Source organism: Thermobifida fusca NBRC 14071 = JCM 3263 (genome assembly GCF_001592045.1).
In the GTDB taxonomy this organism is placed as follows: Bacteria; Actinomycetota; Actinomycetes; order Streptosporangiales; family Streptosporangiaceae; genus Thermobifida; species Thermobifida fusca.
On the sequence record NZ_BCWB01000033.1, the window covers coordinates 1 to 20,536 of the forward strand.

The window sequence follows — 20,536 nt, forward strand, 5'->3', positions numbered from 1 at the left end:
CCGGTTTTCTCTGTGAGTATCTGCTCGTTCGCAGAGCGCGGCAGTGGTGGTCCGGGGTGCTGCGGAGGCGGGGGACGCCAAGGGATAAAGAGCTTCGGCCAGCCTTTCCTAACTTTGGTTTGGCTGGCCTAAAAACCCTTAACAAAGGCTTTCCTTAGTGGTTTCGCCCACTTCTTGAAAACTTGTTTTCTTTTTAAGAAATGGTACTTTATAAGTACGTTTCTCGGGGTTTTGTGGCTTTAGTCCTGTGGGGCCACCGGAGAAACTTCGGGAGCGTGCTCTGCGCGCTCGACGGCAGAAAGGACACAGCGCAGCAATGAAGGGGACCGTCCAGCTCGACGAACGTCCAGACACGGCACAGCGCACCAGCGACCGCAAGATCCGCAGCGGAGGGCTCGCCCAGCGGCTCAACGCCCTGCGCGCGGGAGTGCTCGGCGCGAACGACGGCATCGTGTCCACCGCGGCCGTCGTCGTCGGCGTCGCCGGGGCCACCACGGATGCGGGGCCGATCCTCATGGCGGGCCTTGCCGCCGCCGTCGGTGGAGCCGTGTCCATGGCACTCGGCGAGTACGTCTCCGTCAGCAGCCAGTGCGACAGTGAACGCCATCTCATCGAGCAGCAGAGCCAGGCCCTCCGCAACGACCCGGAAGGGGAGCTCCTCGCCCTGGCCCGCAGCTACGAGGAGCGCGGCATCTCCGCGGCCACGGCGCGGCGCGCCGCGGAAGAACTCTTCGCCAGCAACGCGCTCGAAGCCCAGATGCGCGAGCGGCACAACATCGACCCGGACGAGGTCACCAGCCCGTGGCATGCCGCAATCGCCTCGTTCCTCGCGTTCGCGGTCGGCGCGCTGCTGCCGCTGCTCGCGATCCTCCTGCCCTCCCCCGAGCTGCGGGTGCCGGTCGCGTTCGGCGCGACCCTCCTCAGCCTGGCCCTCACCGGCGCGATCGCAGCCGGGATCGGTGGCGGCTCCCAACTGCGCGCGGCAGCTCGGGTGACCCTCGGCGGTGCCCTGGCCCTCGCCGTCACCTACGCGATCGGCTCCCTCATCGGCACCACCGGTCTCGTCTAAGGGCCAGCCCGGCGCCTGCCGCACGGGGGCGCGCTCCGCGGAAGGCTCGCACGATCGTAAGCTCAGTACGGCATCGGAGCCGTAGTGAGAGGAGAGGGGAGACGATGGACGTGCGAGCCCACATCGAGGCGCACCGGGACGAGTTTGTCGCCACACTCAGCCAGTGGCTCGCCATCCCGTCGATCTCCGCCGACCCTGCCCACCACGATGACGTGCGCCGCTCCGCCCAATGGCTGGCCGACCACTTCACCCAGACCGGTTTCCCGACCGTAGAAATCTGGGAGACCCCCGGAATGCCCGCGGTCTTCGCCGAATGGCCCGCCGCCGACCCGGAGGCCCCCACCGTCCTCGTCTACGGTCACCACGACGTCCAACCGGTCGACCCAGTCGACGCGTGGCACACCGACCCGTTCACCCCCACCGTGCGCGGAGACCAGCTCGTCGGCCGCGGCGCTTCCGACGACAAAGGACAAATCCTCTTCCACACCCTGGGACTCCGCGCCAACCTGGCCGTCTCCGGTGCCGACGCCCCGCCGGTCACCCTCAAATTCCTGATCGAAGGCGAGGAAGAATCCGGCTCCCCGCACTTCGCGGACCTGCTCACCCGCCACCGCGCCCGGCTGGCCTGCGATGTCATCGTCATCTCCGACACCACCATGTGGAGTGCGGACACCCCGTCGATGTGCATGGGCATGCGCGGCCTCACCGACTGCCAGATCGACGTCTACGGCCCCCGCACCGACCTGCACAGCGGCTCCTTCGGCGGCGCCGTCCCCAACCCGGCGCGCGCCCTCGCCGCCCTGCTCGCCGGACTCCACGACGCCCACGGCCGAGTCGCCATCCCCGGCTTCTACGACGACGTCGTCGAAGCGTCCCAAGCCGAACGCGACACCATCGCCCAACTGCCCTTCGACGAAGCAGCCTGGCTCGCCAACGCCGGCAGCGACGCCACGGTCGGCGAAGCCGGGTACAGCATCCTCGAACGGGTCTGGCTGCGGCCCACCGCCGAAATCAACGGCATGTGGAGCGGATACATCGGGGAAGGCAGCAAGACGATCGTGCCGCGGTCTGCCCACGCCAAACTCAGCTTCCGCCTCGTCCCCAACCAGGAACCGGCGCGCATCCAAGAACTCGTCCGCCGCTACGTCCACGACAACCTTCCCCCCGGAGTGCGGGCGGACGTCCGCTTCAGCGGTGCCGGAGTGCGGCCCTGCGCCTCCGACCTGGACTCGGTGGCGGTGCGCGCTGCCCGCGACGCGATGGCCAAGGCGTTCGGAACCAAGGTCTACTCCACCCGGGAAGGTGGCAGCGGCCCCGAAGCGGACCTCGCCGACATCCTCGGCGCCCCCCTGGTCTTCGTCGCGGTGGGCCTCAACTCCGACCGCATCCACGCTCCCAACGAGAAAGTCGAGATCCCGCTGCTGCTCAAAGGCGCCGAAACCGTCGCCTACCTGTGGGACTCGTATGCCACCGTGCTCCGCAGCGGGGACCGGGCATGACCGGGCGGCCCTTTACTCCCGCCCTCGCCCGCAGCACCCTCGACCGGGCCGCAGACCGGCGCCGCGACGAACGGTGGCTGGCCGACGCCTGGGCCGACGCCCGCACCCGGGTCCTGCTGCTCGACCACGGGGACCCGCAGCGGCACGGCAGGCGGAACCCGGGCGGCATTCCCCTCCGCTTCCTCGTCACCGCGTCCACTCCCACCCCGGAACTGGTGTTCTGCAGCCCCGAGCAGGCACCGGAAGGGGAACGCTACCTGCTCGGCGAGGACTCGGACGGCACCGTCTACTTCGCGGTCCGCCTCAAACCCGGGAAAGAACTGCCCGCCGCGCCCGGCACGCAACCGGTCTCCCTCCGCCGGGTGGGCGCGCTGTTGAACGCCCGCGACGCGGGCCTGGCCACCCACGCCGCGGCACTCGCCCACTGGCACGCCGAACACGGGTTCTGCCCCCGCTGCGGCTCACCCACCCGGATCGAATCGGCCGGACACGTGCGGGTCTGCGACAACGACGGCAGCGAGCACTTCCCGCGCATCGACCCGGCTGTGATCATGCTGGTGCACCGGGAGACCGATGCGGGCGAACAGTGCCTGCTCGCCCACAACCCGGCCTGGCCGGAAGGCCGCTACTCCGTCCTGGCCGGGTTCGTCGAACCCGGGGAATCCTTGGAACACGCGGTAGTCCGCGAAGTCGCCGAAGAAGTAGGCATCCTCGTCACCGACCCCGTCTACCTGGGATCACAGCCGTGGCCGTTCCCGCGCAGCCTCATGGTCGGCTACCTCGCGCGGGCCGTCGGCAGCGCGCCGCGCACCGACCACGAGGAGATCGCCGACATCCGCTGGCTGACCCGCCACGAACTAGGGGAAGCCGTCACCCGAGGCGAAATCCTCCTGCCCGGACCAGTCTCCATCGCCCACCAGCTCATCGAGCACTGGTACGGGCAGCCTCTGCCGCCCGGCAGGTGGGCCAGCCGGTAGCGGCACCGGAAACGGCCTGCGGCCGCTCAACTAGCGCGCTTCGGGGGCCACGCCTGCACCGCTGAACCCTCCCGAGCCAGTTCTTCGGGGAGCGCCACCAACGGATTCCGGGTGCTCTCCACCACCTCGTGCGCGAGCGCGGCGACCTTCTTCCCCCGGCAGCGCGCGGCACGGCGCAACCGTTCGAACGCCGTGCGCGGGGCGATCCGATGCCGTTCCGCGAGCACCCCGATCGCCTGCTCGACCACGACCCGGGTGCGCAGCGCATGCTCCAACTGCTGCACGGTCACCCGGAGCCGCTCGGTCTCCGACGAGTCAGGGGTGGCGCGGGGCGGAGTGGGGAGGTCAGTCGGCGGGGTGCCACCGGCGAGCAGATCGGCGAGGATCATGGCGTTGAGCAGGTCAGGAAGCTGCTCTTCGGTGCCGTCGACCCGCCAGCCCTGCGGCGCCCGACGGATCAGGGTGCCCCGGTTGTGCCCTTCACAGTCGTGTCCACGGCGAACCGATGTGTGTACTCCCACGCCTTTTCTCCCCCGTCCCTCTTACGGTGCGGGGTTGCCGTCCCCCGCACGGGGGACGGCAACCCTCCCTCACGACTGGGCTGCGAGTTTCTGCTTGACCTCGGCCAGCGACGGGTTAGTCAAGGCCGTGCCGTCGGCGAAAACCACGGTCGGAACCGTCTGGTTGCCGCCGTTGACCTGCATCACGAACTCCGCTGCCTTCGGGTCGCGTTCAATATCGACCTCCACGACAGGGATGCCTTCCCGGTCAAGCTGGCTCTTCAGTCTTTTGCAGAAGCCGCACCAGGGGGTCGTGTACATGGTGATCTGCGCGCCAGTGGAGGTCGCCATAACGATGCAGCTCTCCTTTACTCTCCATTGGTCGTGTCGAGGGCTTCGATTGCCCCAACACAGATCACCATGTTTCGCTTCCCTGAGCGGTCCGTATGCCCTCTCTGACGCCGCCAGCCGCGCCGAAGTTCCGGCAAAGTGCAGCCGAACATCTGCGGCCTCCCCGGACCGCATCCCGTGAGGAGGGGGAAGGCACGGGGATACTGGAGAGGCTGACCAGCCGGGTGAGCACACCGCAGGACGCCGGGAGGCCCGGGACCCGGCCGGAGGAAGGGAGAGGCGTTCATGGGGCCAGCAGAGTCCGGCGAACCATGGGGGAGAATGCCGTCCGCCGAGGAGATCCTGCGTGGTCTCGACCCTGAACAAGAGGAAGCGGTCCGAGCCGTGCGCGGCCCGGTGTGCATCCTCGCCGGGGCAGGAACCGGGAAGACCCGCGCAATCACCCACCGCATCGCCTACGCCGTCGCCACCGGGGTCGTCCCGGAACAGCAGATCCTCGCCGTCACGTTCACCACGCGAGCCGCCGGGGAGATGCGCGGGCGACTGCGTGCCCTCGGCGCGCCCCGCGTGCAAGCCCGCACCTTCCACGCCGCGGCCCTGCGCCAACTCTCCTACTTCTGGGCGGATGCGGTCGGCGGCCCCAAACCCACCCTCATCGACAGCAAGATCAAAACCGTGGCCGCGGCCGCACACTCCTGCGGCTTCCAAGTGGACCGGACCGAGCTGCGCGACCTCGCCGCCGAAATCGAATGGGCGAAAGTCACCCAGACCCGGCCCACCGACTACGAGACCGCCGTGGCCAAAGAGGGCCGGACCCCCCCGATGCCGCCCCGCGACGTCGCCCGCGTCTACGAGGCGTACGAGGAGCTCCGCAGCGAACACAACCTGCTCGACTTCGAGTCGATGCTGGAGCTCACCGTGGCGATGATCCACGAACGGCCGGACATCGCGGAACGCATCCGCAGCCAGTACCGCTACTTCGTGGTCGACGAGTTCCAGGACGTCAACCCGCTGCAGAAACTCCTCTTGGACGCCTGGCTGGGGGACCGCGACGACATCTGCGTGGTCGGCGACCCCAACCAGACCATCTACACCTTCGCCGGGGCCACCCCCAGCTATCTCACGGGTTTCCCCGAGGTCTACCCCCACGCCACTGTCGTCCGACTCGTCCGCGACTACCGGTCCACACCCCAAGTGGTGCGGGTCGCCAACGCCGTGCTCCGATCAGGCGGCGCCGCGGCGCTCTCCCCCGACTACCGGATGGAGCTTGTCGCCCAGCGGCCGGACGGCCCCGAACCTACCTACACCGAGTACGACGACGACCTCGCGGAAGCCACTGCGGTCGCCGAGAAGATCACCGGGCTCATCAACGCGGGCACCCCCGCCCGGGAGATCGCGGTCCTGTTCCGCACCAACTCCCAGTCCGCCACCTACGAGCAGGCGCTCGCCGACGCCGGAGTGCCCTACACCGTGCGCGGCGCCGCCCAGTTCTTCGACCGCCCCGAAATCCGCGCGGCCCTGCACACCCTGCGCGGCGCCTCCCGGGCCGATGACGGGGAATCGCTGGTCACCACGGTCCGCCACCTGCTCCAGCCGCTTGGCCTTACCGAACAACCGCCCGAAGGCCGCCAAGCCCGCGAAAAATGGGAGTCGCTGGCGGCGCTCGCCCAGCTCGCCGAGACCATCGCGGCCCAGCGCCCAGAGGCGCGTCTCGCAGACTTCGTCGCGGAACTCCACACCCGCGCCGCCACCGAACACGCGCCCGGATTCGACGGGGTCACCCTCGCCTCCCTGCACGCGGCCAAAGGCTTGGAATGGGACGCGGTGTTCCTGGTCGGGCTCACCGAAGGCCTGCTGCCGATCATCTACGCCGAAACCCCGGAACAGGTGGAAGAGGAACGCCGCCTCTTCTACGTAGGGGTGACCCGAGCCAGGGAGCACCTCCACCTGTCGTGGGCGCTGGCCCGGTCCCCGGGAGGCCGCCGCACCCGCACGCCCTCCCATTTCCTCGACGGGTTGCGGCCCGCCGCTGCGGCACCGGCGCGGCAGCACCGGGAACGGCACCGGAAGAAAGACCGCATGGTGCGCTGCAGGGTCTGCGGCGCCACCCTGCTGGAAGCCGTGGAGCGCACCCTGGGACGCTGCCAGGACTGCCCGGCCAGCGTCAACGAGGAGCTGCTGGAACGGCTGCGGCACTGGCGGCGTGAGGCGGCCGCACTGCAGAAAGTGCCCGCCTTCGTCATCTTCACCGACGCCACGCTGCAGGCGATCGCGGAACAGGAGCCGTCCACCGCCGCGCAACTCGCCCGCATATCCGGTGTGGGGGAGCGAAAACTGAGGCGCTACGGTGAAGCAATCTTGACGCTCTGTGCGGGTGGCACACCCGAGCAGGCCATCAGTGGACTCAGAGAGGAGACACCGTGAGCGGACCACCGGACCACGAGGGCAGCCCAGCGATAGGGGCCGGGGAAGAAGGCCTCCGGGAACTGCTCGACATCCTCGACTTGGAGCAGATCGAGGTGAACATTTTCCGCGGCCGCAGTCCTGCCGAAGGGCCGCAGCGGATCTTCGGTGGACAGGTCGCCGGCCAGGCGCTGGTCGCCGCGGGACGCACGGTGGCCGAAGACCGATTCGTCCACTCGCTGCACGCCTACTTCATCCGCCCCGGGGACCCTTCCGTGCCGGTGATCTACGAGGTGGACCGGGTGCGGGACGGAAAGTCCTTCACCACGCGGCGCGTCACCGCCATCCAGCACGGCAAAGCGATCTTCACCCTGTCCGCGTCGTTCCACCGGACTGAGCCGGGCCTGTCCCACCAGGTCCCGATGCCGCAGGTGCCGCCCCCCGAAGAGCTGCCCACCATGCAGGAACGCCTCATCCACGTCCTCGGACGTGTGCCCCGGTCAGCGGAATGGCACCCGTTTGAACGGCGTCCCGTCGGGCCGCTCTCCTACGAAGTGCAGCAAGACCCGTCCCTCATCCGCACCGAGAACCCGATCTGGATCAAAGTCAACGGGAAAGTGCCCGACGACCCGCTGCTCCAGGTCTGCCTGATGACCTACGCCTCGGACATGACCCTGCTGGACACGGTCCTCCTGGCGCACGGCCGCACGTTCTCCGGGGTCTTCATGGCGAGTCTCGACCACGCCATGTGGTTCCACCGGCCGTTCCGCACCGACGAGTGGCTGCTGTACGCCCAGGAGACCCCGGTAGCGAGCGGGGCGCGCGGCCTGGCCCGCGGACTGGTCTTCACCCGCACAGGAGAACTGGTCTGCTCGGTCGTGCAGGAAGGGCTGATCCGAATCGTGGACGACGCATAGCCCGCACCGCAGGAAAAGACAGGGCATTGACGGCCTAAACCGGACACTATCCCAGGTCAAAAATAGGTTGCTGATTTTCGGTAGCCCGTTCTAGTCTGAAGGCATCGTTCAGCGTCCGTCACGGGAGGAATCCTCGTGACCACACTGCGAAGGAGGTGCTCCGATCTCATGGCATCGCTGACCGCCGGCCTCGAACTGCCGTTGCGCGACGCCTGGGGCATCGCCGATAGCAGTGATACGCGCGCGAATGTGTGGAATGCGTCCGGCCGGATCTCGACCATCGGAGAACCGACAGAGTCGGGAGCGCTTTTGATCAAGCACCGCCGAGGTACGCAGCAATTCGCAGAAGCCCGGCGCCCCGGGGGCGCGGTGGGGAAGTGTCCACTGATGAGACGTCCGGTCTGAGTATTCAGGCCGGGTAGTCCTCCCAGTGGCCGCGGATCCCCACACACGGGGCCGCGGCCTTTTTCGTGTTCCGAGCTCTCCCAGAAGAAAACCGCAGAGCTTGCGGAACTGTGCAGGTCAAGGCCCCGAGAGTGCTGGGCCACAAGCCCAGTCTCCTGTCGCCTACCGCGTTGAAAACCAAAAAGAGAATTTCAGGGAGGACGCCGATGCTCGCGTCGGTCCTTGGGTCCCCGTGGTTGGAGGGAGTCGAGATCCCCTGCCGCTCCCAGCCCGATCTTTTCTTCGCTGAGTCCCCGGCTGAAGTGGAGGCAGCCAAGGCGCTGTGTGTGGACTGCCCGGTGCGGGAGCAGTGCCTTGCCGGTGCGCTCGAACGCCGGGAGCCCTGGGGGGTGTGGGGCGGTCAGTTGCTGGTGAGCGGCAAGGTGGTCGCCCGCAAGCGTCCGCGTGGCCGTCCGCGGAAGAACCAAACCGAGCCGATCGCCGCATAATCTCGACCCTTCTCCCTGTACCACGACACCCCTGAGTCAACCGCGAAAGAGGACCACCATGGCGCTGTACCGACGTGACCAGGCATTGCAGGCAGGCACCGACCCCCGGCAGCGACGGCAGAGCTATCTCCTCGGGGCACGCCAGCTCCGTGCCCGACTGCGGGAGCAGCGCCGCCGGGAAAGGCCAGCCTCACGAATACCGGAGTCGCGCCGGTGTTGACACCACCGGTGTGAGCTGATGAAACGGGGGTGGCCGTGCGCCGCCCCCGCCCTTTTCCCCGCGGATTCAGAAAAAGGAATTTCCGGCGCATCCGAAATGTGGCCGGAAGTGGCCGCTGGAGAAGGGAACGGAAAACGCCTGATGAGGCGTACCTCGTGATCGTGTGCGCAGGTCTGCCGCAGTGCAGAGCACCAGTCCAAGGGGGCAGCTTGACCTCCCCTGTGACGTCAGACACTGCTGGGCTACCGTCGCAACTGTGCCACGAGAACCGCAAATTGAGGTGCGTCGAAGTTCCCGCCGCAGGCGGATCGTCTCGGCCTACCGCAGCGGGAACCGGACAGTCGTGCTGCTTCCCACAGGGCTCTCCCACACTGAGGAACAGAAGTGGGTGGACCTCATCCTGCAGCGGTTGCGGAGCAGAGAAGCATACCGCCACCCCAGCAACCTGGCATTGCACACCCGAGCAGTGGAGCTCGCTGAACGCTACCTAGACGGGAAAGTCCGCCCTTCAAGCGTCCGCTGGGCGGACGACCCGAGGATCCGGTGGGGCGCCTGCAAGCCGGCCGAGAAGACGATCCGGATCGCGCACCGCCTGGCAGGCATGCCCGGCTGGGTCCTCGACTACGTGCTCATGCACGAACTCGTCCACCTCATCGTCCCCGGCCACGGACCAGAGTTCTGGAGACTCGTCAACCGCTACCCGCACAGCGAACGGGCCCGCGGCTACCTGGAAGGATTCACGGACGCTCCGCGGCTGCTCACCGCAGAACACTCCCACACCACCGAACCCGACGAGCACCCCGCACACGACTGACCCCGCACAGACCCCGGCGGCACCCAGGACCCGCACCCTGCCCGCCAGCGACGAAGAACGCACCCCTTTTCCGGGACAGAGCTGACCTGATTTCTCACCGCAGCCAAGAAACCCCGACATGCCGCTGCACGTGGCCGCGCACAGGATCATCCGGCCGTACCCAGACCGGTGAAAAGGATTGGGCGGCCGGATACCCAGCGGGCGCACCACCGGAGTGTCCGAAGCTGCGCTACCGCAGCGGCGGCGGATAGCCGCCCGGACGCGGCACCGGAGGATGGTGGACCGCGCTCCCGGAAATGCTGCGTAACTCCGGAACGAAACGGCGCACATAGTCGCCGCTGGGGTCGTAGCGCTCCGCCTGCCGGTACAGATTGATCCGGCGCGCTGGCCGCGGCACGCCCCCGGTGCCCGCGATCTGCTGCCAGTTGCCGTAGTTGTTCGCGACATCCCCGTCCACCAGCAGGGAGTAGAAGTGGTCCGCGCCCCGCTTCCAGTGGATGCGCAGCACCTGGGTGAGATAGGTGGCGGTCAGCATCCGGATCCGCCCCGGCACGTACCCCTCCCACAGCAATTGGCGCATTCCCGCATCCACGATGGGAACACCCGTCCTGCCCGAACACCACGCCGCAAACGCGGAATCGTCATCCCGCCACTGGATGGGCCGCGGCCGATAGTCGGCCCGGGGCAACCGCGGGAAAGCCTGCAGCACCTGGTGGTGGAAGTCGCGGAGCGCCAACTGCCGCAGGAGCAGCGCACCCCGAGGGTGCTCCCGCGCCACGAGCGCCACCTCCAACGGGGAAAGACAACCGAAATGCAGATGGCAGCCGAACCGGGAATCCTGGTTGGGCTGGGCAAGCCACGCGCGGATCCGCTCCCGCGCGGTACGAGGTCCGCCCTGCTCCCGCTGCGGGGCGAGCACCCCCGTCCCCAGCCGGATCAGTTCAGCGCCGGGCAGCGGCCCCGGCACCAGACCCTCCGGCAGCCTCACCCGCTCCGGGGCGGGCCGCGGGGACCGCCACTGCGCGGCACGCCACGCGTTCAGATACGGGGTGAAGATCTGGTAGTGGTCGCCGTGCGCGGGGCGCAGCGCTCCCGGCGGCACCACGGTCACCCCCGGGAAAGTCCGCACGTGGGCCCCCGCAGCCCTCACCGCCTCCGTCAACTGCCGGGCCCGCCGCACCGCGGCCGCGCTCACATCCGCGCTGAGATACACCGCTTGTGCCCCGGTCTCCGCCACGATACGGACGGTTTCGGCGACCGTGTCCCCCTGGCGGACGACAAGCTCGCCGCCGCGCTCCCGCAGCAGCCCGCGGAGCTCGGCCAGCGCCTCGAGCAGATAGGCGATCCGATTGCGTGCCGAGACCCGCACCAGCGCCGGGTCGACGACGAACAGCGGCACCACCCGGTCCGCTTCGGTGACTGCGGCGTGCAGTGCGGGATGGTCGGACACCCGAAGGTCACGGGTGAACAGCACGACGGTGGTGGACACGATCCCTCCCCGGAGAGCGGCATCCCAATGCGCTCACCCAGTGAAGGCCAATCCCCACCGTCGGAATCAAGGCTCTATCACGGACTGTGGATAATCCGCCGCTGAACGTAGTCGGAGCCTACCCCGCTGCTGCCGCGGCGCGGACCCGCTGGACCGCTGCGGCCACCAGAGCGCGGCAGGCGTCATCAGACGGCTCCGGAAGCGCGGTCACCTCGAACCAGGCCAGACCATCCGACTCAGCCGGATCCACCACGGGCTCAGCGCCAGGCGGTGCGACCGCCACATACTGCACGTCCAGGTGCCACGACCCGCCGCCGCACGGCACCGCATGCCGGTCCAACCGCACCGGCGTGGGCAGCAGGCGGAGACCCGCGATCCCCGACTCCTCCGTCGCCTCCCGCAGCGCTGCCGCAGCTAGCGAAGAGTCCCCAGGCTCGCAATGTCCCCCCAACTGCAGCCACAGCCGTATCTTGCGGTGCAAGGTGAGCAGCACCCGCTGCCCGGTAGCGTCCACGACCGCGGCGCTCGCCGTCAGATGACCGGGCAGGCACGACCGCCACATGGCGTCCGGGTAGCGGTCGAGATGGTCCAGGTAGGCGCGGCGCAGCCGCTCTTGGTCCGCATCCGGGGCGGTCCAGGACGCCAACACCGCGCGAGCGTCAGCGTGCAGGCTCAACGCTCGCCCTTGTCCTCGTCGTCTCCGTCCCGCCGCTCCTCGGACGGCTCCTCGGTCAACTGGGACAGGTCCAGGTCAGGAGAGGACGCGGAGCCGCGGACGAAATCGTCGGGCGCGTCCAAATCCTCCCCGGACGGCATGAGGTCGGGGTGCTCCCACACGGCGTCGCGGCCGTCGATCCCCCGCGCCTCGGTGAGGGCCTGCCACAGCTTCGCGGCGTCGCGCAGCCGGCGGGGCCGCAGCTCCAAGCCCACCAAGGTGGCGAACGTGTGCTCCGCGGGACCGCCCGAGGCCCGGCGCCGCCGCAGCGCCTCACCCAGCGCGGCAGCCTGCGGCAGCCGCTGCGACACCGCCGCATCCACCACGGTGGACACCCAGCCCTCGATCAGCGCCAGCGCGGTCTCCAAACGGGCCAGCGACGCCTTCTGCCTGGGAGTGTCCTCGGTCTGGAACAGCCCTTGGCCTTCCAGGCTGGACAGCGCCTCCTGCAACGACTCGGGGTTGGTGAGGTCGATGTGGCCCAGCTGCTTCTCGAAGCCGCTGATATCGAACGACATCCCGGCCGCATACTCCTCGACCAGGGCGAACAGGTGCGAGCGCAGCCACGGCACGTGCCGGAACAGCCGGTGGTGGGCAGCCTCCCGGGCCGCCAGGTACAAGCGGACCTCGTCCAGCGGGACGCCCAGCCCTTCACCGAACTCCCGGACCCCCTCGGGCAGCAGGACCGCGCGGCCTTCACCCGCCAGCGGCAGCCCCACATCGGTCGACCCCACGACTTCGCGGGCCAACTCCCCGATCGCCTGCCCCACCTGCTGGCCGACCAGCGCCCCGCCGATCTGCCGGAACATGCCCAGCAGCGGACCAGCGACCGCCGCCATCTCCTGCGGCAGGTTCTGCTCCATGGTCTCCACGACCCGGCCGGTCAGCGGTTCGCACAGCTTCGTCCAGGTCGGCACCGTCTTCTCGACCCACTCGGACCGGCTCCACGCCTCCATCGTGTGCAGGCCCGACGGCAGTGCGGTGACCTCGTTCAACCAGAGGTCCGCCAGCCGCAGCGCCTCCTGGACGCGCGCGTAGTCGACCGGGCCGATGCTCGGATCGCCGTGCTGGGAGACGACGTGCCGGGCAATATTCGTGGCAGCAGCCCAGTTGATCCCGCTCGCGCCGGAATCCTGCCCCGATCCAGAAGTCGGCTGCGCGGCGGACATCATGTCGGCGAACTGACGGAGCATCTGGGCGAACTGCTGGGGGTCCCCGAACGGGAAACCGCCCGGCGGCATGTGAGGGAAACCACCGCCGGAACCGCCTTGACCGGCTCCCGAACCGGAATCGTTAGGGCCACGACCGGATTCGTCGTCCGGGCCGTTCGACATGCTGAAACCGAAAGGTAGGTCGTTCACGATCAGACCTCGGGCAGGATAGGAACGTCTCCACTGTCACGTTAGCTGGGAGCCGCCCGGAGTGAATACTCAATCTGGCCAGGTTCGCCCACAGCACAGCCAAATGTCCGAAGGCCTGGTCGTCGCAGTGACAGGCGCGGCCTCCGGCGTTGGCCGTCTACTGGTAGAACGTCTGCTCACCGGGGAGGGTTCCAGAAAAATCTCCCGAATTATCGGCATCGACTCGCGCCGGGGAGACATTCCAGGAGTGTCCTGGCACGTCGCGGACGTGTGCGATCCGCGGCTCGCCACCCTGCTTGCGGGGGTGGACGTCCTCGTCCACACCGCCGACGACCGCTCCCTGGAGACTCCGCGACGGCAGCGCCGCACCCACAACATCCGCTCCGCACAGACTGTGCTGACTGCCGCCGCCGCGCAGCGGGTCCCCCGAGTCATCCTCATCACCAGCACCATGGTCTACGGGGCCGACCCCAACAACGAGGTTCCCCTCGACGAGACCCTGCCGTTCCGCAGCGAAGTCGACACCGGCCTCGTCGGCGACTTCGTCGAAATCGAAGAACTGGCCGCGCTGGCCCGCAGAGCCCACCCCGGACTGTCCGTGACCGTGCTGCGCCCCGCACCGCTCGTCGGCCCCGGCATGGACACCCTGCTCAGCCGGCACTTCTCCGCCCCCCGGCTGCTCACCGTCAAAGGGTGCACCCCCAAATGGCAGTTCTGCCACATCGAAGACCTCGCCAGCGCCCTGGACTTCGTGGTGCGTGCGGAGACCGAAGGCAAAGGCGGCGCCCTCGCCGTGGGCTGCGACGGCTACCTCGACCACGCCGAAGTCGAAGAGATCGCCCAACTGCGCTCCTTCGAACTCCCCGCCAACCTGGCGTTCGGCACCACCCAGCGGCTGCACCGGCTGGGCATCACCCCTGCCCCCGCCAGCGAACTGAAATTCCTCGTCTACCCGTGCGTCGTGGACTGCGCCACCCTGCGGAACGCGGGATGGCGCCCGGCCTACGACAATGTCGCGGCGCTGCGGGCCCTCCTGGAGTCCCGGTCCGGCACCCCCGCACTCGTCGGACGCAACCTCGGCCGCAAGGAGGTCACCATCACCGCAGCAGGAGCCGCCGGCGCGGTCGCCGCGATCGGCACCGCCGTCGCCGCCCACCACCTCCGCAAACGGCGCAAGAACTGAGCGGCACGACTGCGCCGCCGGTTCCGGGAGGGCACGGAAACGCGGCCCGTTGGTACTGTCTGGAGCGTGGAAGCCATCGCGCTCGCGGAGATCCGTACCACTCCGCTGTCCGTCGACGAAGTCCTCGCGGCCGTCAAAGACGACCGGGCAGGAGGGACCGCCTTCTTCGTGGGGACCGTCCGCAACCATGACCACGGCCGCGACGTGGCCGCGCTGTCCTACTCGGCGCATCCCACCGCCGAGCAGCGGATGCGCGACGTCATGGAGAAGATCGTGGCCGATACGGCCGACGGCACCGTGCACCGGGTCGCGGCCGTGCACCGGGTCGGCGACCTCACCGTAGGCGACCTGGCAGTGGTTGTCGCCGCGGCAGCCTCCCACCGGGAGGAAGCGTTCACGGTCTGCCGACGGCTCATCGACGACATCAAAGCAGAAGTGCCGATCTGGAAGCACCAAACATTCACCGAGGGCGACAGCGAGTGGGTGGGCGCTTACTAACCCCTGATCCAGCACCAGAGTCACAGCGGAAGGCTGAGCCGCATAGGCTTTCCGCCATGGTCCGTCGTGCGATGACTCTGCTCACGTCCGCCGTCCTGCTCGTCGGATTGACGGTGGCGGCGCTCGCGATCCCCGTCCCCTACGTGGTGGCCTCTCCCGGCCTGGCATTGAACACGCTCGGGGAAATCGATGGGGAACAAGTCATCCGGATCGAAGGGCAGCCGGTCTACGAGCACGACGGGGCGCTGTCCATGGTCACCGTCCAGTACTCGGGCGGACCGGACTCGCGGATGAACCTGTTCACCACCTTGAGCGCCTGGCTCTCCCCGACCCAGGCGGTGCTGCCGGAAGAGGCGATCTTCCCGCCCAACACCAGTGCCGAAGAGGTCAGCCAGACCCAGGCGGCCCAGATGGACAACTCCCAGGACGCGGCTGTTGCCGCGGCCCTCAACGAGCTGGGGATCGACTACGAGACCACCGCGACCGTGCACGCGGTCAACGAAGGCTACCCGGCCGAAGGCGTCCTGCAGTCAGGCGACGTCATCGTGGAGGTCGACGGCAAGCCCGTCGCCGACAAGAACGAGGTGGTGGCAGCGGTCAAAGACCGCTCGCCCGGGGATACGGTCCGCTTCCTCATCGAACGCGACGGCCAGCGGGAAGAAGTCGAAGTCGGCACGGTCGCTTCCGACAGCGGAGACCCCATCGTCGGCATCACCGTCGAAGACACGATGGTCTTCCCGTTCGAAGTGCAGATCAGTGTCGGCCGGGTGGGCGGCCCCAGCGCGGGAATGATGTTCGCGCTGGGAGTGATGGACCGCCTCGACCCGGAAGGGCTCACCGGCGGGCACCGGATCGCCGGGACCGGCACCATCGACCCGGAAGGCAACGTGGGCGGGGTCAGCGGAGTCCAGCAGAAGATGATCAGCGCCAAGCGGGAAGGCGCCGAATACTTCCTCGTCGCCGCGGAAAGCTGCGACCAGACTTTCGACTCGCCGGTCACCGGCCAGATCGAAGTGGTCAAAGTGGAGACACTCAAAGACGCCGTGGCAGCGCTGGAAAACATCCGCGAAGGCAACCTCGACGACCTGCCCCGTTGCTGAGCCGGGCCCCGCACCCGACTCAGCGCGCGCCGCAGGGCTCTGGGCTCAGTGGCCCTCTTCGAACGTCAACGTGAGGGCCGACGTGAGCCCGGGAATGAGGTCTTCCCCGTTGAGGACCTGGTCGTCAGAGTCGTAGCTGCGCATCCGCAGCGCCGAGTACCGGCTGCCGTCCCGCAGCACGCCCGCCACCATGCGGACCTCCTCGGCCCCCGGCTGCGCCTGGGCCCAGGCCGCGGTGTCCCCGTCCCGCGGCGGGTCCAGGGTCTCATCCGAGCCTCGGACGACCAGGCGCTCCATGACCAGCGCGCAGCCCGCCACAGTCTCGGGCCACATGATCCTGCCCAGCACCTCTTCCAAGGGCATGTCGCTCGGCAGCGGCTCCTGCTCCACGGGGGTGAGCCCGGAAGGGTCCGCCTCTTCGCTGATCCCCAGCAGTTCGGCAAGGTGGGGTTCCCGTTGCACCAGTTCTGCCGTGGGCACCAGGGCGTACATCCGGACGGGCTGGTCCCAGCCCTGCTTGGCGGCGTGGCGCTCCAGGCCCAGCACGGCTTCCCGAAGGTTGAAAGACACGATTTCTCCTGCCCTTGGAACGGTCTTGTGGGGAAAAGGATCGGCACGCACGCCCCCGCAACGCAAAGTAAGGTTCGGGGTGAAGGTTGTCCCAGGGAACCCGGTTTTCCTCGCGGGCGGGGTGTCGAAGCCGTCTCGGTGAGGTTTCGACGCAGTGAAGCGGGAACCCAACGAGATCCCGATAAGTTGCCACTGTAGTAGGGGACACCATGTCCGCATATTCGATCAGCACCAAGTCACCCGGAGTACAGGGACGGCCCTACGTTCTGTCCCGTCCCCTGCCGTGTCCGGGGACCCGTGCCACGATAGCCAGTAGGAACGAGGGGGAGGCGTGAGCTTCCGATCGCCAGGCGCGCCCACTGCGCGCATGCCCCGACGGTCCCGGTTGCTCGCGCCGGTCGGCGCAGCCGTGGTCGTCATCATCGCGGGCATCATGTTCGCCGCGAATTTCTGGACCGAGTACCGGTGGTTCGGTTCGGTCGGCTACACCACGGTCTTCTGGACGGAGCTGCGCACCCGGGCACTGCTTTTTGCCGGGGGAGCGCTGCTGATGGCCCTCGCCGTCGGCCTCAGCGTCTACTTCGCTTACCGGACCAGACCCGCCTACCGGCCGTTCAGCCTGGAACAGCAAGGGCTTGACCGCTACCGGTCCTCTATCGACCCTCACCGCAAAGTCTTCTTCTGGGGGCTTGTCGGCGGGCTTGCACTGCTCACCGGGGCCTCTGCGACCGCGGAGTGGCAGACTTTCCTGCAGTTCGCCAACGCCACGAAGTTCGGAGCCCAAGACGCCCAGTTCGGGCTGGACATCTCGTTCTACACCTTCACGTACCCGTTCCTCCAGGTGATCATCGGCTACCTGTACACGGCCGTGGTCATCGCGTTCATCGCGGGTGTGGTGGTGCACTACCTGTACGGCGGGGTGCGGCTGCAAGCCCAAGGGCAGCGCGTCACCCCGGCAGCGCGCGTGCACCTGTCCGTCCTGCTGGGCGTCTTCCTGCTGCTGCGGGCTGCCGACTACTGGCTGGAGCAGTACGGGCTGGTCTTCTCTAACCGCGGCTACACCTTCGGCGCGTCCTACACCGACGTCAACGCGGTCCTGTACGCCAAGATCATCCTGTTCTTCATCGCGCTGGTGTGCGCGGTGCTGTTCTTCGCCAACATCTACTTCAAGAACGCCAGGGTGCCGCTGGTCAGCCTGGGATTGATGGTGCTCTCGGCGATCCTCATCGGCGGGGTCTACCCGGCGATCGTCCAGCAGGTCACCGTCTCCCCCAACGAGCAGCGGCTGGAACGGCCCTACATCCAGCGCAACATCGAGGCCACCCGGGCCGCGTACGGTATCGACGGCGCCGAGGTGATCGACTACGACGCGCAGACCGAGCTGACCACCGCGGAGCTGGCAGCGGAGGCCGAGACCATTCCCAGCGTGCGCCTGGTGGACCCGGCCGTGGTCTCGCAGACTTTCCAGCAGCTCCAGCAGGTCCGCGGCTTCTACCAGTTCCCCCAGGTCCTGGAGGTCGACCGGTACACCACCTCGGACGGCGAGACGGTGGACACGATCGTGGCAGCCCGGGAACTCGACGGTCCCCCCAGCCAGGAGGACCGGTGGCTGACCCGCCACCTGGTCTACACCCACGGTTTCGGCATGGTCGCCGCCGCGGGCAACCAGGTGGACTCCGAGGGGCGTCCAGTGTTCCTGGAGTACAACATTCCGCCGACCGGTGAACTGTCCCAGGTGGGGGAGGGCTACGAGCCGCGCATCTACTTCGGCCGCGAAGGCGCCGAGTACGTGATCGTCAACGCCGAAGCCGAGTACGACTACCCGGTGGACCCCGACACGCCGGAGGTTCCCACCACCGAAGACGCGGTCGTTCCGACCCCTTCCCCGTCGCCGGAGGCGGACGAAGCTCCAGCACCTGCCGACAGCCGCGAGGAAGGCTCCGCGCAAGAGCAGCAGGACCAGGAAGGCCAGGACGGCGGGGAGGACGCCCAGGGCACTGAGGAGGAGCAGTCCGGCCAGGGCAGCGGCCAGGCCAACAACTACTACGACGGTAAAGGCGGCGTGCAGCTCAAGAGCTTCTTCGACAAGCTCATGTACGCGCTCAAGTACCAGGAGATCAACATCCTCCTCAACAACGCGATCAGCAACGAGTCGCAGATCATCTACGTCCGCGACCCTGCTGAGCGGGTGGAGAAGGTCGCTCCTTTCCTCACCGTGGACGGCAAGGCGTACCCGGCGGTGGTGGACGGCCGGATCGTGTGGATCGTCGACGCCTACACCACTTCGGACCGGTACCCCTACTCCACGCCGATCGACCTGGCCCAAGCCACGACGGACACCTTCACCGAGAGCACCACGGCGGTCAACGCGCTGCCGGGCAACCGGGTGAACTACATCCGCAACTCGGTCAAGGCCACCGTGGACGCCTACGACGGGACCGTGACCCTGTACGGCTGGGACGAGGAAGACCCGGTCCTGCAGACCTGGTCCAAGGCGTTCCCTGGAGTGGTCACCAGCAAGGACGAGATCAGCGACACGCTGCTGTCCCACCTGCGCTACCCGGACGACCTGTACAAGGTGCAGCGGGAGATCCTGGAGCGCTACCACATCACCAACGCCGACGCCTTCTACGGCGGCCAGGACTTCTGGACCGTGCCCAACGACCCGAAGCCGCAGGCGGGCAACAACCCGGAGCCGCCCTACCGCCAGACCATCCGCTTCCCGGGCGACGACACGCCGACGTACTCGCTGACGTCGACCTTCGTGCCCCGGGGCCGGGAGAACCTGGCGGCGTTCATGGCCGTGAACAGCGACGCGTCGTCGGAGGACTACGGCCAGATGCGCATCCTGGAGCTGCCGCGGAGCACCGCGGTCCAAGGGCCGGGGCAGATCCAGAACACCTTCCAGTCCTCGGCTGAGGTGCGTGAAGTGCTGCTCCCCTTGGAGCAGAGCTCGGCCCAGGTCACCTACGGCAACCTGCTCACCTTGCCTTTCGCTGGCGGTCTGCTCTATGTGGAACCGCTCTACGTGCAGGCCGGGGGCAGCGACGCCTCCTATCCGCTGCTGCAGCAGGTCCTGGTCGGCTTCGGCGACCAGGTCGCTATCGGCAGCAACCTCCAGGAGGCGCTGAACAACCTCTTCGACGGGGACGAGGCCCCCTTGGAGGAGCCCACCACAGACGGAGAGGCCCGGGAGGAAGAGGAGCAGCCGCAGGCGAGCAGCGACCTCGCCCAGGCGCTGGAGGACGCCGCGGAAGCGTACGAAGAGGGTCAGGCAGCGCTGCGGGAAGGCGACTTCGCCGCCTACGGCGAGGCCAACGAGCGGTTGAAGGAGGCCCTCGACCGCGCGAAGGCCGCATCCGGAAGCAACGAGGAGAAGGACGAGTAGCCGGCTGCCGCGCTGCTGAAGCCGGGGTGCCGCGGGAATACGTGCGGCACCCCGGCTGTTGTCATCAACGACAGCAGAAAGCGGTGTGACACAGACGGCACGGCGCCGATTTGGCGCTGCTGGGAGATCACGCTAGCCTGTAAAGCGACAGCGACGCGGGGTGGAGCAGTTCGGTAGCTCGCTGGGCTCATAACCCAGAGGTCGCAGGTTCAAATCCTGCCCCCGCTACTAGATGCGCTAGGCATAGCCGTGGTCCCCACCGAGTGTGGGGACCACGGCGTTTCCGGGTCCACCTACCGGGTCCGTGGGCAGGACACGGCAGTGGGCCCGGGCCACACCGGTCGCACGTCCCCCAGCCGGAAGGGGTCAGCACGGCAGGGGATGCCGCAGCCGGAACCCAAGGCCCCGGCGCGCGGTCGTCGCAGACCGATGACACCGGGATTCTGATTTGCTTTCCCTAGCAACCGTGTCTAGGGTTAAGAACAGACCGACGCGGGGTGGAGCAGTTCGGTAGCTCGCTGGGCTCATAACCCAGAGGTCGCAGGTTCAAATCCTGTCCCCGCTACTACGCCATGAGGCCAACTGTGGA

17 protein-coding genes and 2 tRNA genes are annotated in these 20,536 nt (G+C 68.1%); 13 read left to right on the plus strand and 6 right to left on the minus strand.

The annotated features are described in order from the left end of the window. Positions 1 to 316: 316 nt before the first annotated feature. The 3 genes from TF1_RS06555 (at position 317) to nudC (ending at position 3,545) form a co-directional block, all read left to right on the plus strand. Positions 317 to 1,069, plus strand: coding sequence for a VIT1/CCC1 transporter family protein (locus tag TF1_RS06555; RefSeq protein ID WP_061783748.1), 753 nt, complete (start codon positions 317 to 319; stop codon positions 1,067 to 1,069). A 104-nt stretch (positions 1,070 to 1,173) separates the two neighbouring features. Further along, on the plus strand, positions 1,174 to 2,568 hold the full coding sequence (locus tag TF1_RS06560) for a dipeptidase (RefSeq protein WP_061783749.1): 1,395 nt from the start codon (positions 1,174 to 1,176) through the stop codon (positions 2,566 to 2,568). Then, positions 2,565 to 3,545: an NAD(+) diphosphatase gene (gene nudC, locus TF1_RS06565; protein ID WP_011290974.1), complete on the plus strand. Its 981-nt coding sequence runs from the start codon at positions 2,565 to 2,567 to the stop codon at positions 3,543 to 3,545. The genes TF1_RS06560 and nudC overlap by 4 nt, the downstream gene beginning before the upstream one ends. A gap of 26 nt (positions 3,546 to 3,571) precedes the next feature. Here the strand turns inward: nudC and TF1_RS06570 are convergent, their stop codons facing one another. After that, positions 3,572 to 4,066 (minus strand): ANTAR domain-containing protein, encoded by a 495-nt coding sequence (locus TF1_RS06570; RefSeq protein ID WP_011290975.1) that lies wholly within the window; start codon positions 4,064 to 4,066, stop codon positions 3,572 to 3,574. A 69-nt stretch (positions 4,067 to 4,135) separates the two neighbouring features. Continuing rightward, positions 4,136 to 4,396, minus strand: coding sequence for a mycoredoxin (locus TF1_RS06575; RefSeq protein ID WP_011290976.1), 261 nt, complete (start codon positions 4,394 to 4,396; stop codon positions 4,136 to 4,138). 285 nt (positions 4,397 to 4,681) lie between these two features. Here TF1_RS06575 and TF1_RS06580 point away from each other — a divergent pair, with 285 nt between their 5' ends. From TF1_RS06580 to TF1_RS06595, 4 genes are all read left to right on the plus strand, one after another. After that, on the plus strand, positions 4,682 to 6,820 hold the full coding sequence (locus tag TF1_RS06580) for an ATP-dependent DNA helicase UvrD2 (protein WP_011290977.1): 2,139 nt from the start codon (positions 4,682 to 4,684) through the stop codon (positions 6,818 to 6,820). After that, positions 6,817 to 7,716, plus strand: coding sequence for an acyl-CoA thioesterase II (gene tesB / locus TF1_RS06585; protein WP_011290978.1), 900 nt, complete (start codon positions 6,817 to 6,819; stop codon positions 7,714 to 7,716). Before TF1_RS06580 ends, tesB begins: the two co-directional genes overlap by 4 nt. A gap of 611 nt (positions 7,717 to 8,327) precedes the next feature. Continuing rightward, a complete protein-coding gene (locus tag TF1_RS06590) occupies positions 8,328 to 8,609 on the plus strand; it encodes a WhiB family transcriptional regulator (protein WP_011290979.1) in 282 nt (93 codons plus the stop codon). Positions 8,610 to 9,172: 563 nt separating this feature from the next. Beyond that, a complete protein-coding gene (locus tag TF1_RS06595) occupies positions 9,173 to 9,643 on the plus strand; it encodes a M48 metallopeptidase family protein (protein WP_016188228.1) in 471 nt (156 codons plus the stop codon). 229 nt (positions 9,644 to 9,872) lie between these two features. Here the strand turns inward: TF1_RS06595 and TF1_RS06600 are convergent, their stop codons facing one another. From TF1_RS06600 to TF1_RS06610, 3 genes are all read right to left on the minus strand, one after another. Then, positions 9,873 to 11,132: a cryptochrome/photolyase family protein gene (locus tag TF1_RS06600; RefSeq protein WP_016188229.1), complete on the minus strand. Its 1,260-nt coding sequence runs from the start codon at positions 11,130 to 11,132 to the stop codon at positions 9,873 to 9,875. A gap of 118 nt (positions 11,133 to 11,250) precedes the next feature. Continuing rightward, the gene (locus TF1_RS06605; RefSeq protein WP_016188230.1) at positions 11,251 to 11,808 is read right to left on the minus strand and encodes an NUDIX hydrolase; all 558 of its coding nucleotides are present in this window, start codon (positions 11,806 to 11,808) and stop codon (positions 11,251 to 11,253) included. After that, a complete protein-coding gene (locus TF1_RS06610; protein ID WP_082797699.1) occupies positions 11,805 to 13,208 on the minus strand; it encodes a zinc-dependent metalloprotease in 1,404 nt (467 codons plus the stop codon). The genes TF1_RS06605 and TF1_RS06610 overlap by 4 nt, the downstream gene beginning before the upstream one ends. Before the next feature lie 103 nt (positions 13,209 to 13,311). Here TF1_RS06610 and TF1_RS06615 point away from each other — a divergent pair, with 103 nt between their 5' ends. The 3 genes from TF1_RS06615 (at position 13,312) to TF1_RS06625 (ending at position 15,989) form a co-directional block, all read left to right on the plus strand. Further along, positions 13,312 to 14,391 carry an NAD-dependent epimerase/dehydratase family protein gene (locus tag TF1_RS06615; protein WP_038043264.1) on the plus strand — a complete coding sequence of 360 codons (1,080 nt, stop codon included), beginning with the start codon at positions 13,312 to 13,314 and terminating at the stop codon, positions 14,389 to 14,391. Between the two features lie 66 nt (positions 14,392 to 14,457). Beyond that, positions 14,458 to 14,889, plus strand: coding sequence for a molybdenum cofactor biosynthesis protein MoaE (locus TF1_RS06620; protein WP_011290985.1), 432 nt, complete (start codon positions 14,458 to 14,460; stop codon positions 14,887 to 14,889). 56 nt (positions 14,890 to 14,945) lie between these two features. Then, positions 14,946 to 15,989 carry a YlbL family protein gene (locus tag TF1_RS06625; protein WP_011290986.1) on the plus strand — a complete coding sequence of 348 codons (1,044 nt, stop codon included), beginning with the start codon at positions 14,946 to 14,948 and terminating at the stop codon, positions 15,987 to 15,989. A 45-nt stretch (positions 15,990 to 16,034) separates the two neighbouring features. Here TF1_RS06625 and TF1_RS06630 read toward each other — a convergent pair whose 3' ends face one another. Next, positions 16,035 to 16,559, minus strand: a complete 525-nt coding sequence (locus TF1_RS06630) for a PPA1309 family protein (protein WP_082797700.1) — start codon at positions 16,557 to 16,559, stop codon at positions 16,035 to 16,037. A gap of 367 nt (positions 16,560 to 16,926) precedes the next feature. On the opposite strand from TF1_RS06630, the gene TF1_RS06635 reads away from it, so the two are divergent. From TF1_RS06635 to TF1_RS06645, 3 genes are all read left to right on the plus strand, one after another. After that, positions 16,927 to 19,947, plus strand: coding sequence for a UPF0182 family membrane protein (locus TF1_RS06635; RefSeq protein ID WP_049754916.1), 3,021 nt, complete (start codon positions 16,927 to 16,929; stop codon positions 19,945 to 19,947). A gap of 154 nt (positions 19,948 to 20,101) precedes the next feature. Further along, positions 20,102 to 20,175 (plus strand) — tRNA-Met (locus TF1_RS06640). A 263-nt stretch (positions 20,176 to 20,438) separates the two neighbouring features. After that, positions 20,439 to 20,512 (plus strand) — tRNA-Met (locus tag TF1_RS06645). The last annotated feature ends 24 nt before the right edge of the window (positions 20,513 to 20,536 follow it).

Excerpts from the sequence above, each read along its gene's own strand:
- TF1_RS06590 (WP_011290979.1), top strand. The coding sequence starts at position 8,328 with ATGCTCGCGTCGGTCCTTGGGTCCCCGTGGTTGGAGGGAGTCGAGATC.
- TF1_RS06560 (WP_061783749.1), top strand. The coding sequence starts at position 1,174 with ATGGACGTGCGAGCCCACATCGAGGCGCACCGGGACGAGTTTGTCGCC.
- TF1_RS06625 (WP_011290986.1), top strand. The coding sequence starts at position 14,946 with ATGGTCCGTCGTGCGATGACTCTGCTCACGTCCGCCGTCCTGCTCGTC.
- TF1_RS06635 (WP_049754916.1), top strand. The coding sequence starts at position 16,927 with ATGCCCCGACGGTCCCGGTTGCTCGCGCCGGTCGGCGCAGCCGTGGTC.
- TF1_RS06575 (WP_011290976.1), bottom strand. The coding sequence starts at position 4,396 with ATGGCGACCTCCACTGGCGCGCAGATCACCATGTACACGACCCCCTGG.
- TF1_RS06615 (WP_038043264.1), top strand. The coding sequence starts at position 13,312 with ATGTCCGAAGGCCTGGTCGTCGCAGTGACAGGCGCGGCCTCCGGCGTT.
- nudC (WP_011290974.1), top strand. The coding sequence starts at position 2,565 with ATGACCGGGCGGCCCTTTACTCCCGCCCTCGCCCGCAGCACCCTCGAC.
- TF1_RS06555 (WP_061783748.1), top strand. The coding sequence starts at position 317 with ATGAAGGGGACCGTCCAGCTCGACGAACGTCCAGACACGGCACAGCGC.
- TF1_RS06580 (WP_011290977.1), top strand. The coding sequence starts at position 4,682 with ATGGGGCCAGCAGAGTCCGGCGAACCATGGGGGAGAATGCCGTCCGCC.